Origin of the sequence: Clostridium sp. DL-VIII (assembly GCF_000230835.1) — a bacterium.
Taxonomy (GTDB): Bacteria; Bacillota; Clostridia; order Clostridiales; family Clostridiaceae; genus Clostridium.
Window position 1 is genome coordinate 3,109,358 of record NZ_CM001240.1, and the last position, 13,434, is coordinate 3,122,791.

General features: G+C 34.2%; 14 protein-coding genes and 1 pseudogene. 10 read left to right on the top strand and 5 right to left on the bottom strand.

Going from position 1 to position 13,434, the window contains the following annotated elements; translation table 11 throughout:
* Window positions 1-17 precede the first annotated feature (17 nt).
* The 4 genes and pseudogenes from CDLVIII_RS14225 to CDLVIII_RS32030 all read left to right on the top strand — a co-directional run.
* Entirely contained in the window at window positions 18-914 is an 897-nt protein-coding gene (locus tag CDLVIII_RS14225) for a GNAT family N-acetyltransferase (protein WP_009170140.1), read from the top strand.
* A gap of 85 nt (window positions 915-999) precedes the next feature.
* Window positions 1,000-1,365 carry a helix-turn-helix domain-containing protein gene (locus CDLVIII_RS14230; protein WP_009170141.1) on the top strand — a complete coding sequence of 122 codons (366 nt, stop codon included), beginning with the start codon at window positions 1,000-1,002 and terminating at the stop codon, window positions 1,363-1,365.
* An 84-nt stretch (window positions 1,366-1,449) separates the two neighbouring features.
* Entirely contained in the window at window positions 1,450-1,953 is a 504-nt protein-coding gene (locus tag CDLVIII_RS14235; RefSeq protein WP_009170142.1) for a YbhB/YbcL family Raf kinase inhibitor-like protein, read from the top strand.
* Between the two features lie 13 nt (window positions 1,954-1,966).
* Window positions 1,967-2,077, top strand: a pseudogene (locus CDLVIII_RS32030) (DNA gyrase inhibitor); the annotation flags it as partial.
* Window positions 2,078-2,440: 363 nt separating this feature from the next.
* Here the strand turns inward: CDLVIII_RS32030 and CDLVIII_RS14240 are convergent.
* On the bottom strand, window positions 2,441-3,172 hold the full coding sequence (locus CDLVIII_RS14240; RefSeq protein WP_009170143.1) for a class I SAM-dependent methyltransferase: 732 nt from the start codon (window positions 3,170-3,172) through the stop codon (window positions 2,441-2,443).
* A 114-nt stretch (window positions 3,173-3,286) separates the two neighbouring features.
* Here CDLVIII_RS14240 and CDLVIII_RS14245 point away from each other — a divergent pair, with 114 nt between their 5' ends.
* A complete protein-coding gene (locus CDLVIII_RS14245) occupies window positions 3,287-3,889 on the top strand; it encodes a TetR/AcrR family transcriptional regulator (RefSeq protein ID WP_009170144.1) in 603 nt (200 codons plus the stop codon).
* A 294-nt stretch (window positions 3,890-4,183) separates the two neighbouring features.
* On the opposite strand, the gene CDLVIII_RS14250 is transcribed toward CDLVIII_RS14245, so the two are convergent.
* Both CDLVIII_RS14250 and CDLVIII_RS14255 read right to left on the bottom strand, forming a co-directional pair.
* Window positions 4,184-4,849 (bottom strand): nitroreductase family protein, encoded by a 666-nt coding sequence (locus CDLVIII_RS14250; RefSeq protein WP_242835928.1) that lies wholly within the window; start codon window positions 4,847-4,849, stop codon window positions 4,184-4,186.
* A 398-nt stretch (window positions 4,850-5,247) separates the two neighbouring features.
* Window positions 5,248-6,681, bottom strand: coding sequence for an MFS transporter (locus tag CDLVIII_RS14255; protein ID WP_009170146.1), 1,434 nt, complete (start codon window positions 6,679-6,681; stop codon window positions 5,248-5,250).
* 341 nt (window positions 6,682-7,022) lie between these two features.
* On the opposite strand from CDLVIII_RS14255, the gene CDLVIII_RS14260 reads away from it, so the two are divergent.
* The 4 genes from CDLVIII_RS14260 (at window position 7,023) to CDLVIII_RS14270 (ending at window position 10,181) form a co-directional block, all read left to right on the top strand.
* Entirely contained in the window at window positions 7,023-7,664 is a 642-nt protein-coding gene (locus CDLVIII_RS14260; protein WP_009170147.1) for a TetR/AcrR family transcriptional regulator, read from the top strand.
* 513 nt (window positions 7,665-8,177) lie between these two features.
* A complete protein-coding gene (locus CDLVIII_RS14265; protein WP_009170148.1) occupies window positions 8,178-8,936 on the top strand; it encodes a glucose 1-dehydrogenase in 759 nt (252 codons plus the stop codon).
* A gap of 524 nt (window positions 8,937-9,460) precedes the next feature.
* Window positions 9,461-9,625, top strand: coding sequence for a phage integrase N-terminal SAM-like domain-containing protein (locus CDLVIII_RS29935; RefSeq protein ID WP_242835930.1), 165 nt, complete (start codon window positions 9,461-9,463; stop codon window positions 9,623-9,625).
* Window positions 9,626-9,725: 100 nt separating this feature from the next.
* A complete protein-coding gene (locus CDLVIII_RS14270; RefSeq protein ID WP_009170149.1) occupies window positions 9,726-10,181 on the top strand; it encodes an NUDIX pyrophosphatase in 456 nt (151 codons plus the stop codon).
* Window positions 10,182-10,229: 48 nt separating this feature from the next.
* On the opposite strand, the gene CDLVIII_RS14275 is transcribed toward CDLVIII_RS14270, so the two are convergent.
* On the bottom strand, window positions 10,230-10,844 hold the full coding sequence (locus CDLVIII_RS14275) for a LysE family translocator (protein WP_009170150.1): 615 nt from the start codon (window positions 10,842-10,844) through the stop codon (window positions 10,230-10,232).
* A gap of 125 nt (window positions 10,845-10,969) precedes the next feature.
* On the opposite strand from CDLVIII_RS14275, the gene CDLVIII_RS14280 reads away from it, so the two are divergent.
* Window positions 10,970-12,358: a PLP-dependent aminotransferase family protein gene (locus CDLVIII_RS14280; RefSeq protein WP_009170151.1), complete on the top strand. Its 1,389-nt coding sequence runs from the start codon at window positions 10,970-10,972 to the stop codon at window positions 12,356-12,358.
* Between the two features lie 338 nt (window positions 12,359-12,696).
* Here the strand turns inward: CDLVIII_RS14280 and CDLVIII_RS14285 are convergent, their stop codons facing one another.
* On the bottom strand, window positions 12,697-13,347 hold the full coding sequence (locus CDLVIII_RS14285; protein WP_009170152.1) for a TetR/AcrR family transcriptional regulator: 651 nt from the start codon (window positions 13,345-13,347) through the stop codon (window positions 12,697-12,699).
* Between the last annotated feature and the right edge of the window lie 87 nt (window positions 13,348-13,434).

A 13,434-nucleotide genomic window follows, 5' to 3' on the forward strand; every position in this document is an offset into this window, starting at 1 on the left:
CGAAAGGTATATAACTCATGGAATATATAAAGATTAATGAAAAAGAATTTAAATTTGTTGTTGGAACTGGTAAAGACTATAAATTTAGAAAAAGTTTTAATACGCTAACTGAGAAAACATTTGGATTTAATTTTGAGAGCTGGTATCAGAATGGATACTGGAAAAATAAATATATACCATATTCACTTATGGATGGAGATGTGGTTGTTTCAAATGTATCAGTTAGTACAATGGATTTTGATGTTTTTGGAAAAACAAAGAGGTATATTCAGTTAGGAACTGTGATGACCGATGTTAAATATAGAAATCAGGGACTACTAAGAATAATAATAGAAAGAGTCATTGCAGAATGGAAAGATAAATGTGAATTGATTTATTTGTTTGCTAATAATTCAGTTCTTGATTTTTATCCTAAATTTGGTTTTAATAAATTGCAAGAATATCAATATTCTAAATTAATAAATAAAAAGGAGGAGTGTGGATTTGCAAGAAAATTAGATATGTCTAATGAACAGGACAAGGCACTGGTGTATAGCAAAGCAAATAATTCATGTTCGCTATCAAAAATTTATATGCATGGTAATGTGGAATTAATTATGTTTTACTGTACTTTATTTATGAAGAATAACGCTTATTATATCGAAGATTATGATGCAGTTGTAATTGCAGAATTTAAGGAAGATACCATAGAAGTATTAGATGTTTTTTGTACAAAAGAAAATTCTTTAGATAAAATACTTAATTGTTTAATAAACGAAAATATAAAAAGAGAGAAGCTTTATTTTACACCAAAAGAAATAGAGTCTTATACAATTATGCCCCTTGAGGGAGAAGATACTTTATTTATTCTAGGTAAAGACACAAAATTACTTGCTGAAAATCAATTCATGTTTCCAAAGTTATCTCACACTTAACTTAGTAAAGCGTGAGAATATGATTTTTAGAGAGGATGTACGAGAGGTAAGGAATAATTGGTGATTGTAAGTGTTAGGAGATAAAATGAAAATAAGAGAAGAATATACTTGTCCTTTAGAATTGGTGCACGATATGATTAAAGGAAAATGGAAATCTATTATATTATGGAGGTTACGCTTAGGTGCTACATCATTGGCCAAATTAGAAAGAGATATTGATGGAATCAATCAAAAAATGCTGCTAGAGCAATTGAAAGAATTGATTGATTATGGATTTGTACAAAAGAAAACATTTGATGGGTATCCTCTTCGAGTGGAATACTCTCTGACAATAGATATGGGAATGCAGATTATAGATGCTCTAAAAATTATGCAGTCCATTGGCATTAATTATTTAAAAGAACATGGTATGGAAACGATATTGATTGAAAAGGGGGTCATTCCAGAGTAATACCCACAAAAAAGTTAGTAATTTACCTTATAGATAGCCTTTGCTATAATTTGCCTATAAATAATAGTGATGGAGGTAATCAAAATGATAGTAACAAGTACAGGAATTATAAATGGAATAATTCAAGATAAATATGGAAGCCGTGGAGAATATTTTAATGAAAATGGAGTCCCTACTTTTTCGATTCCTTTAAAAATTGAAAATGCTCCAGTAAATACTGTTTCATTTGCAATAGTATTAGAGGATAAAGATGCTTATCCGGTGACAGGAGGCTTTTCATGGATACACTGGCTTGCAGCAAATATTACACGTAATGAATTGAAAGATAATGAGAGTCAGACGGCAGAGGATTTTATACAAGGTATAAATAGCTGGACTAGCTTACAAGGGAATCAGCAGTCAAAAGAGCTTTCTAGCTATTATGGCGGTATGACACCACCAGATAAATCACATGTTTATGAGATACATGTTTTTGCTTTAGATAAACTGCTGAATCTACAAAGAGGCTTCTTGTTAAATGAACTATATCATCTGATGGATGAACATATTTTAGAAGAATATACGTTGAAAGGAACTTATGAAAATTAGTTTTTTAACAAATCAAAAATAAGAGATGGTTATATATTCAGAGTTGTCAAAAAGAAGTTATGAATTTGACAATAGAAAACCCATTCTTGAATGCTATGCAATTCAGATGATAAATCAGCATTAGCTGGTGGTTATGATTCGAACATACTACAACTTTATAGAACCATATCTGAATAGACTTATCTTTTTTTATGTATTAAACTATATATATAATACTTTAAGCAGGCACCATCAAGTAAAACCTGGGTACGGGATCATCTACCACTAAAATTGCACTATGTATGTTGTTAATAGGGGTACGGCAACGATTCGTGTAAAAAACAGCCACAAGACAGTATTTACCATTTATAATGCACTATAAATCAAAATGGTACTACTATTTTGTAGCTGTTATGACGTAAAATAGTTATTATACGTTTATCTTTTAAGTTTTGCAAAAATCACCAATCACAAATAGTTTTGAGGCGTTTAGTATCAAGTATAGGCTTTACTTTTTGGCCGCCTTTACAATCCTGCGGAGTGAACCGTCATAAGAAGTGTGAAAAAGCTCCACCGTTAGCCCTTCCATTGCGAAAAATTCGCCATATTCTTTTATGTGTGATTTATCGCTAATGATCACTGTTCCATTCGGTTTCAATACTCTCGCTATTTCCTGGCAGGCTTTCTTTCGTCCATCTTTGGTAGGGATATTGTGAATACAAAGATTGGAAAGAACCACGTCAAATGTATCATTGGGAAAGGACATACTTCGCACATCCTCATTTCTTACTTCAACTTTTTGAAGGACCCCCTCAAGTTCAGCATTTCTCATGGTATTTTGATAAGTATTGTTGTGCATATTTTCCGCATTCCAAATATCAATGCCGATGCTTTTTCCCAGAGTCAATTTTTTTGCAGCACCAATCATTAGAAGTCCCCGTCCAGTACCTATATCAAGGACTTTTTCATTTCCTTTCCAATCAATCATGGAAATTATCTTGTCCCTACGGCGTAGTTTGCCGAGCTTAATGTAATAAAGATATGAACCACAAACAAGAGTCGTTAACAAACCGCAAAGTATAAGAACAAAGGCCACAATTTTTAGGCTGATGCTGGGAAAAGTGATTAAAGAAACTCCTCCACCAAAACAAACTATTCCCGCAAAACAAAAAATGGTAACGCCGAAAGGTGAACCATCCAAACCATAATTCGGTTTTGATTTCATTATATTATTTGTCATGATTTCCTCATCTATTTCGAACAATTTCTTGACAAGATACAAGGTGTATCTTATGTTTTTATAAGAAATCATATATTATTTCTTATAAAAAATAGAGAGAGGAGATGTGTATATATGAACGAGGAAACCGCAAATACACGAAAACGGGGAGATACGTTAGTAGAAAGTATTTATGACGCAGCAGTAAAGCTCATAAAAGAAGTCGGCTATGCAAATCTAAATCTTACTTTTCAGCAGATTGCAAAGACAGCAAAAACCAGCCGTAGTGTGTTATACCGCCGGTGGGCAACTATGTTTGATTTACTTATGGAAATAGTTGATGATAGATCATCTAAAGCACTTGGCGGTCAATTAATCGATATAATAAAAAATACCGGAACTTTAAGGGGAGATCTGTTAAGTTTACATACATCCTACCAGAGTACCTACGAAGAAGTTGGACCTGAAATTTTGAGTGCAGTTTTATTTGAAATAGGGCAAGGTAATAACAAAGTACCCGAAGCTGAGGTAGACGCAGCAGCAAAAAATATCCTGGTTATGCGAAAGTTACTGGAAAATGCAAAGTCAAGAGGCGAAAAGATAAAAGAGGTAAGCGATATAACACTAGCCTTACCGTTTAACCTTATTCGTATGGAAAATCTTATGTATAAAAATGTTGATTCGAGGCAGATTGCATTATTTGTCGATGAAATACTGCTTCCTGTTTTTACAGAGTAATAAGCAATCTTAGCCCATTTATTGTTATTAGTAGGTATAATCATCCATCATTCAGCTAACTAACTTTTATTCAAAATAAGAAACATTGCTCCTCTCTTGTATATTTTTTCAGCCTATTATGTACATCTTTTCGCATGATAATTGCACCTACTTCATCAGAATTTCTATACACTTATACCTTGAAAAAATCGTACATAAAAAGTGCATAAATTCCTACATTTCCATGTTGGAACTTTTATGCACTTCCATATTAACATTTACAAGCAGAACATGTAGCAAAGTTAAACGAGTATATTAACTTGTCACCCGCCCAAAGGTAGTTAAGCTGTTTGACACTTCAATACCGCTCATATCTAGCTCGAAATGAAATTCTATTTCTGCATGCTGGCTAGCTAACCAAAGGTGGCATAAGGCAATGCCCATGTCAATGGGAATCAACTTGTTATAAATAGCACCCTGAAGAATTCCTAGCTTTCTCTTATAGATATCCACAATGCCATCATGACAGCGAAAATACCATGCTTGACAGTTCCCTGCAGACGGAGCTAGCCGTACCGCCTCCATTCTTGGATCTACACCTTCCACAATCTCGGATATGGGCTTCCGTTTAAATTCAGACAACTCCCTGTGTGGAGAGTTCCTGGCTACTCCAAAAGCTAAAATCATAACATGTTTCTTGCCACTCTTTATTTCGTTTGCCGGACGCCCTGCTCCGACATAGCAACTTCCAAGTCCGATGGAGGACAAGTATAAATCTGCTTGCTGGAGTAGAAAACCAGCATTGGTTAGGTAACCATCAGTAGTATCGGAGTACAGTACCAGATAATGAGGAGCTCTCCATGGAATAGTTATCTTCATTTCGCTAGGAGGGAGTACGACCAATTCCGTTTTTATACCTGGTATAAGGGGAGTAAGTTTCTCAAATTCAGCTTGTATTTCTTTGAGCTTTGCCGAAGGCAATGGATCTAGATACCTCCGTGTGGATTTGCGCCGAAATATGCTATCATACAGTTCCATAATCATCTTCCTTTCAAGATTTTCATAAAGAAGTATTCTTTATGTATTTTCGAGTCTATCATGTAAGTGTACTTTAATGTCAATAACAACATTTGGATTGACATTAAAGCATACTTACACATATCCTTGGAATTGCCAGTACTATCGGAAAACATTTAAACCTTCCAGTGATAAGTATTTCTCACGAAGAAGCTAATGCTCATTTCGGATTTCTCGGTATGCTGGCTTCATTTGATATCCTATTTGCTTATTTATATAGTGAAATCAAGACCTCCAGAAAAGTTTATCTGAGGGTCTTTTAGCTCTGAAGATCCATCAAATGTGAATCTTCTATCCCGTTTTTACAGGTTGTCAGTATTTTGGTGTATCTTTTTAGGTAGTAAGAAAACAAGTGGTATAGTTAAGATCAAAATACCGACAGCAGACCAAATTGCATATCTTGCACCCAAAGTAAATCCTCTGAATTCAAATGAACTTCCAATATAATTGAAAAAAATCGTACCGAGAATAGCAATACCTATACTGCTGCCAACTTGCTGCATCATGCTCAAAACACCAGAAGCTGAACCTGCATCCTGTTGTGGAACTTGTGAAATACTAAAATCAGTAAGAGGAGCTACAACCATGCCCATACCCACACCAGCGATAAGAAGTACGGGAATTAACTGCCAATTGCTCATAGATGTACCGGCTCCGTGCATAACTAATTCTACACCTGCAAGCCCAAGCGAGCATAAAATTAAACCTATTACAACGATATTGCGACCATATCGCGGCGCCAATTTCGTTACTGAAAACGCTGCCCCTACAGGGAGCATAAGTGAAAACGGCAATGCGGTCAAAGCTGCGTGCATAGGTGTAAAATGCAATCCCATTTGTAAGTAAAAAGTAAAGACGATATTATAGCCGATCATTGCAATCATAAATAAGGTGAATACCGATACCCCTCCAACAAAACTCTTAATCTGGAAAAGGTTTAGTGCGATTAAAGGAGATTTATTCAGTTTCATACGGTGCTTCTCATAGACAATAAAAAGGATACAAACGATGAGTGAAGCTGCCATTGAAATATATGTCCAAACAGGCCATCCCAAGCTATTCCCTTGTATCAGCGGATACAGCAGCATTATAAGCGAAGTCATCGCCATTAGCGTACCCGGTATATCTACACGTAACGGGTTTATAGATTTTGATTCTGTAAGTACAATAGCAGCTGCTATAAAAATGAAAACTCCGACCGGAACATTAATGAAGAATATTGTGCGCCAGCCTAGCCCAAGAAGATTAATCTTTATCAGGAATGCTGCCAATAATGGTCCGCCAACACTTGCAAATCCACCAATTCCACTGTAGATGCCAAGTGCCCCGGCACGTTCTTTAGGCGCAAATAAAACTTGTATATAAGAAAGCACCTGTGGAACCATTATCCCAGCCATGATTCCCTGTATTGCGTTCGAAAAAATCATAACATTGATTGTGGGAGCCGAACCTGAAATAGCGGATGCAACAGTAAACCCTGCTACACCTATCATGAACATCTTTTTACGACCTAAAATATCCCCAAGTCGCCCGCCAGTAATTATAATTAGAGCCATTCCAAGGATATATGCGTTTACCGTCCACTGAACAGCTGACGAACTAGCCTGTAAATTGCTTTGAATTGAAGGTATAGCAATGTTGATTATATTAGTATCCAACATATCCATAAAAGCCCCAAATAGAAGTATGACTAAGGTAAATGTACGGTATTTATTGTTTATATTTTCTTTCTCCATTATTGTGTCCTCCTCTGCTCGATTTTTGGAATTTCATTATAATTTGTGCCATGATTAAACCTCCTTAAAATTTTAACCTCTCGAAAAAGATAGATATGTTTCCTTGAAACACAACTGTTTGTGTAAGAATGCTTTATAAAAGCTATTCAACTTGTATCTAATTGGCAATAATTGTATTATGGCTGTTTTTTTACACATTATTTATACTTTTTTAATTACAACTGACGTTTTGTCAGCTACTAAATCATAGCATTTAACTGACAATTTGTCAATTACTATGTTGAAACTTCATTGAGCCTATGTTAGAATTGGATTAGTATTAATATAAAGGAGAGGTTACTATGACTTTCGTAAGAGCAAGAACAAAGGAACAAATCACCAGCCGGCAGGAAGAGATAATCAATGCATGTGATGAGCTATTAAGCCGCTTTGGATATGAGGGTGTAACGTTTAAGGCAATATCGGAACTAACCTCTTTTACCCGTCCATCGATTTATAATTACTATAAAACGAAAGATGAGGTTTTGCTGGATCTCATAAAAAGGGAATTAATTGACTGGCAGAAATGTCTTGTCGAAATGATGGAAATAACGCCTACAATGACAAAGGAAGAATACAGCAGATCCTTGACGCAGCAACTGGAATCACATGATAAATTGTTGATGCTATCAAGCATCCTCGCGATATTTATTGAAGTCAACAGTAGCGTCAGCTTTGAGAAACAGGAAGATTTTGAAAAGGAACTTAATAAGCTTCGGAGCACTTTTGCTGCAAGCGTGAACCAATATTTCCCTACGGCTGTCGCAGAAAAAAAGGAGATATTTCAATTTACATTTTTTGCTTATACATTTGGCTTGTTCCCAGTGTTACATCCATCTCAGAAAAGGATGAAGGTCATTGAACAGACAAAGACTGGTCTCCATGTACCAGATTTTCAATATATATGTTACCATGGAATATTACTTCTGTTGTCCGATTTATGATCTAATCCAGCTAACTAATTGTCTAATCTATTCTAATTGGCAAAGAGCAAGTCAAGGTATTCAAATTCCTTCGACTTTGCCATTTTTTTGTTTCTATGTGTAGTTCTGCTAACATTTTAATGTTGGCAGAACCACACAGCCATCATGCTAAGAGAGCTCTATAAAAAAAACATATATAAAAATGTTATCTATAACCGAATATCAGTAGTGTTAAAAGTGCAGCGTAAAACAATTTGATTAAATTGTAAATGTTACCACTGTATACGTGGCTTTTTGGCATACCATAAAACTGATTGAATATAAATATACACTTATGCTACACAATTAAATCTCGTCAGAATAAGAATTAATAGAAAAAGCATAAAATATGATTAGAATGTTATACTAATACTAACATAAGCTTGATGAAGTTTAATATAATAGTTGACGCAATGTAAGCTAAATGTTATACTTAAATAGCTGACAGAGTGTCAAGTGAATATTAAAATTTCAATATGATAAGGAGTGAGTTAGATGAGTAATTCGGGAAAACTTTCCAACAAAATAGCATTGGTGACTGGAGGATCGAAAGGTATTGGAGCTTCTATTGCAAAACATCTTGGGGCGGCAGGGGCAACTGTGGTGGTAAACTACTCAAGCAGCAAGTCAGCTGCGGACAGGACTGTTGCGGAAATTCAGGCAGAAGGTGGTACCGCATGGGCAGTGCAGGGCGATTTTTCGAAACCGGAAGAGATCACTCGAGTTTTTTCGGAAATCAAACAGAAGCACGAGAAGTTAGATATTCTGGTGAACAATGCTGGCGTATTTGGATACGCATCGCTTGAGGACACTACGCCAGAGGAATTTTACCGACAGGTTAATCTGAATGTGTTAGGACTGCTACTGGCAACGAAGGAAGCGGCGGCTATGATTGGTCCTGAGGGTGGGTCGGTGATCAACATCGGTTCACTTTCGGGCCAGATGCCGGCTGCAGGGCTTTCAATCTATTCAGCAACCAAAGGTGCGCTGAACTCGATTACCGTTTCGCTCTCCAAGGAACTTGGTCCTCGTAAGATCCGCGTCAATGCGATCAATCCAGGAATGGTGGCGACTCCAGGATTACAGTCTGACGCAATGGGAGATAATTTCGAAGAAAAGGTGCTTAAGAGTACGCCTATCGGCCGAATTGGTCAGCCGGAGGATATCGCGAAAAGTGCGGTGTTCTTAGCTTCGGATGACGCGTCTTGGATCACTGGTCAACTGCTTAACGTGAGCGGTGGGACGACGTTCTAGGAATCCGCAGGGTGACAGTAGTTCGATGAGATCGAGTTTAAGTTCCCTGTGCTATAATGTCCTAACTTATCAAGATACTAAAATGAATTTTTTAGATAGATAAACTATTAATCTGTTTTATGGATGTTGGGGTTCTAGTGGGATAGCCGACATACACACATTATCTATACTTCCTTGAATAGAAGTGGCATGAATAGCAGACTCCAACTTTGTTGATATGTAAACACCAAGGAAGCATAAGGAGTAAGTAAAGTATTTCCATATATAGTTCCAAATATTAATATTATATTATGAAGTTAATTCGCTTCAGAAATTAAGAACTAAATCGCTAAAAGCGATGGCTTGGTTGGTAATTAAATAAAATTTTATATGCAAAAAATAAGAAGTGAAGTTCTTTCTCAAGGAACTTCACTTCTCATATTTTACACGCTTTTTTACAAGGAGTGATAAAATGTATCAAAAAGATAGAAAAAATGATTAAATATCTAGAACTTTGTGGACGCAGTAAAGCCACGATTAGAAATATGGTTTGCACTATGAACGCCTTTTCTAGATTTTATAGCAAGCCACCTGAATTATTAGGTGAGCGTGAAATCATTAATTATTTAGAGTATTGCATAAAAACAAAAAAGTTATGCAGAGGAACTGTCAATTATATTAATAATACGAAGCTGAGATTTGGGACGTAAATAAAAATTGTTTATAGTATTTTGAAAATATGTTGTGAGGATTAATTGAAAGATAAATTATAATTTGTAAGGCTATTAACGATAGTTGAAAGGAGCAAAAATGGGGAGAGCAAAATATCAAGTGTTGGTTATACCATATATAATTCAAGATAATATAATAAAGTATGCTGTATTTCATAGGTCGGATATGCAAGTATGGCAGTTTATTGCTGGTGGTGGCGAAGATGGAGAAACGCCACTCCAATCTGCAAAACGTGAAGCTTTTGAGGAAGCTAGTATCTCAACTGACAATAATTATTATCATTTGGAAACAAGTTGTAGTATTTCTACTGAATGTTTTAAATCATACAGAAGCATATGGGGGGAAGATTGTCTTGTTATTCCTGAATATACATTCGCAGTGAATGTGGAAACTGATGAAATGATACTTTCCAATGAACATACTGATTGCCAATGGATGGATTATAAAACTGCTAAGGAAAAGTTAAGATATGATAGTAATAAAGTAGCTTTATGGGAAGTTGACAACAAAATAAAAATGAGATTATTAGATTAACAAATTCCAATTTGTAAGGTTATCCATAAGTAACATAAGGTAGATATCCTAAATTGAACTAAATGCAAGCTGTGTTGCAAAAACGATAAAGATAATACCGAATGTTTTTTGAAGCAGCGATATCCTTTTTGGAGAATTCATAAAAAAATTATTTGCTATTCCTGCTAGTAAGCCATATCCAATAAACACTAAAAGTGTAACAATCATAAATGTAAAGCCATAAAGCAAACATTCAGTTATATAATTATCATTGATAGACTTTGCATATTGAGGCAGAAATGAGAAGAAAAATAAAGTGAGTTTTGGATTGAGTAGATTAATAAGAATTCCACTACGAATTATAGTACCGGCTTTTTCTTCTGACTTATTGTTTATTAGGTCAAAATTTGTTTTTGATCGTATCATGCCAATACCAAGATATAGCAAATATATAGCGCCAATTAGTTTTAAAATGAAGAAAGAGTTATTGCTCATATTAATAATAAATGATGAAAGTGCAATACTAATGCATAAATGTGGAATAATACCTATAGTACAACCAAGAGCGGCAAATATGCTTGCTCTTTTTCCTTTTGTTATTCCTGTTGAAATTGTATATGTAACTCCAGTGCCTGGAATTAATATTATAATAAACGATGTGACTAAAAAATTTAATGTATTCATAATTACCTCCTAATGTATTTTATTAACTGATATGATATAATTTATCATTATATAGTGGTCGTGATAAGATCCACATTTTGATTATTTTTATAGAACCATTTTAAAAAAGCGTAGAAGGTGTTTTTATGAATTTTATAAGTATTGATAGAGAGTCTAGAATTTCTTTATCCAAACAACTTTATATGTATTACAAAGAATCGATTTTAAACGGTAATCTAAAATCAAATGATAAACTTCCATCAACACGAGAATTATCAAGAGATTTAAATATTGCAAGAAATGTAGTGTTAGATTGTTATGAGCAGTTAATAGCAGAGGGATATGCTTATACGAAAAATGGTTCGGGGACTTATATATGTGAAGGGGTAAAATTCCAGCCAATAAAAATAAAAACGGAATCACAGTTTAATAAAAGTGATGATGACATAAGAAAAATATCATTTCGTACAGGAATTCCAGATTTAGATAATATACCTATTAATAAATGGGCACAGATGTATAAAGAAAGCATTCTTAACCTGGAAGTGACAAAGATGGATTATCAAAATTCTTTTGGAAGTTATGAATTACGCTCACAGCTTTCTACTTATTTAGAACGTGTTAGAGGCGTAAATACTTTACCAGACAATATACTGATTACAAATGGTGCAGCACAAGCTTTTTCTTTATTATGTAAGCTTGTAGATAAGCATGAATATGCGTTAGTTGAAAATCCCCTTAGTTATGGTATTCTCCATACATTAGAGAGTAATCATGTGTCTATAAAACCAATTAGGGTTGATGAACAAGGAATGGTTACTTCTGAATTACCTAAACAGCCTCCCAAACTGATATTTACTACACCAAGTCATCAGTTTCCAACAGGGGTAGTTCTTCCGATTAACAGAAGAATTGAAATGATAAAATATGCCAAGAAACACTGGACTTATATTGTAGAGGATGATTATGATAGCGAATTTCGATTCGATGGAGACCCAATACAGTCTATGCAATATTTAGACCCTGAACAGGTAATTTATGTAGGAACGTTTTCCAAAACTTTAATGCCAGCATTAAGAATAGGGTATATGGTTTTGCCTGATAAACTTCTTAGTAAAATAGAAGCTATAAAATATGTAGCTGACCTGCATTCGCCCAATTTTGAACAGATTACATTAGCAAAGTTTATAGAAACAGGTCTTTTTGATCGTCATATAAACAAGATGCGAAGATTGTATCTTAAAAAGAGAAACTATCTCATTAAGTGTCTTAAGAAAGAGCTTGGTGAACGTGTGATGATTACTGGTGCTCAGGCTGGAATGCATTTTGCAGCTGCTTTTAAGGATGTAACTTTTGATAAGGATCTTATGAGAAAGATTGAAGAGAAGAATATAGAGATTACGGCTATGAATAAGCATTATATATTGGATAATTCAGATTTTACAATATATAATACATTAATATTTGGTTATGGTAATACGAAAGTTGAGCAAATGGAAAAGGGCATAAAAATGTTGGCAGATATTATAAAGTAACACATTATTTTAAGAATGAACTTGATTAATAAACATAGGGATATCAATTTAGTTATTGCTTTTCACAAGTTTTTATGAGTAACTTTATAAAATTCAAAAATTTTTATTAGAGAAAGAAAAACACTATAAATGAATTAGTATTTATGGAAATGGAGAAGCTGAGGAAGTGTTCTGCCAGGATTTAAGCCGCTTAATGAGCAGGACATTGAGAACATCTTTAAGATGTGTTTGTAATAATTAGTGAAAATAATAATGACGCACTTGCATGAAAGCAGGCGCGTTATTTTTTATAGACATTGGGGTAATTATATGTATATATTAATCTGCTAGAGATAATATTATATATTCTTTGAATGAAAACCTAGAATAATAATTTCAATATATTCTGTAAACCGTGAAACAAAATCAGGCGGTGCATCAAGTAGTTCAATCGTTTGAAATTCTTGCCTCTGGTTTTTTGCTGAGACAGCTGGAGAATATAGGCTAATAGCATAATAAATTTGATACTCGTTAAAGAGTTTAAGCTGATCACTTGATAAATCAGGAATAAATTTCTTAACAATTAAATTAAGTTTGTCAAAGCTATTAGATAAATCTTTTTTTAGTATTTCTAATGAATTTGTTGTTACATTACTCCTTAGCACTGATATGAGAATAGAAAATAATTTTAATAGGCGTTGATTTTGATATAATTGTTCTGCCCATAAGCGGCAAAAAGTTTTAAGCTCTAATCTATCATATTCTTTAAATTCATTATAGGTCTTTTTCACCCACTGATCTAAATCAGAAATCAAGATCCATAAGAAAATTTCTTCTTTTGTAGAAACATATTTATATAAATTTGCTCTTGAAAAATTTAACTCATTAGCTATCGAAGCAAGTGTGATTTTTTCTAAGGGTTCTATTTCATATAGTTTCAAAGTGGCTTCTATGATTTGATCACGACGAATGTTTTTTTGTTCTTCATTACGAGCACGTTGAAATTCCATTTCGTTACCTCCTTGATAATTAACAATTACATCATAGCAAATGAATTATAAACTTACAAGGTTAGTGATATCATTAAAAATCCATTG

What these genes read in the sequence shown, in the direction of transcription:
- CDLVIII_RS14225 (WP_009170140.1), top strand. Translation starts at nt 18, where the DNA reads ATGGAATATATAAAGATTAATGAAAAAGAATTTAAATTTGTTGTTGGA.
- CDLVIII_RS14270 (WP_009170149.1), top strand. Translation starts at nt 9,726, where the DNA reads ATGGGGAGAGCAAAATATCAAGTGTTGGTTATACCATATATAATTCAA.
- CDLVIII_RS14260 (WP_009170147.1), top strand. Translation starts at nt 7,023, where the DNA reads ATGACTTTCGTAAGAGCAAGAACAAAGGAACAAATCACCAGCCGGCAG.
- CDLVIII_RS14285 (WP_009170152.1), bottom strand. Translation starts at nt 13,347, where the DNA reads ATGGAATTTCAACGTGCTCGTAATGAAGAACAAAAAAACATTCGTCGT.
- CDLVIII_RS14275 (WP_009170150.1), bottom strand. Translation starts at nt 10,844, where the DNA reads ATGAATACATTAAATTTTTTAGTCACATCGTTTATTATAATATTAATT.
- CDLVIII_RS14280 (WP_009170151.1), top strand. Translation starts at nt 10,970, where the DNA reads ATGAATTTTATAAGTATTGATAGAGAGTCTAGAATTTCTTTATCCAAA.
- CDLVIII_RS14255 (WP_009170146.1), bottom strand. Translation starts at nt 6,681, where the DNA reads ATGGAGAAAGAAAATATAAACAATAAATACCGTACATTTACCTTAGTC.
- CDLVIII_RS29935 (WP_242835930.1), top strand. Translation starts at nt 9,461, where the DNA reads ATGGTTTGCACTATGAACGCCTTTTCTAGATTTTATAGCAAGCCACCT.
- CDLVIII_RS14230 (WP_009170141.1), top strand. Translation starts at nt 1,000, where the DNA reads ATGAAAATAAGAGAAGAATATACTTGTCCTTTAGAATTGGTGCACGAT.
- CDLVIII_RS14240 (WP_009170143.1), bottom strand. Translation starts at nt 3,172, where the DNA reads ATGACAAATAATATAATGAAATCAAAACCGAATTATGGTTTGGATGGT.
- CDLVIII_RS14265 (WP_009170148.1), top strand. Translation starts at nt 8,178, where the DNA reads ATGAGTAATTCGGGAAAACTTTCCAACAAAATAGCATTGGTGACTGGA.
- CDLVIII_RS14245 (WP_009170144.1), top strand. Translation starts at nt 3,287, where the DNA reads ATGAACGAGGAAACCGCAAATACACGAAAACGGGGAGATACGTTAGTA.
- CDLVIII_RS14235 (WP_009170142.1), top strand. Translation starts at nt 1,450, where the DNA reads ATGATAGTAACAAGTACAGGAATTATAAATGGAATAATTCAAGATAAA.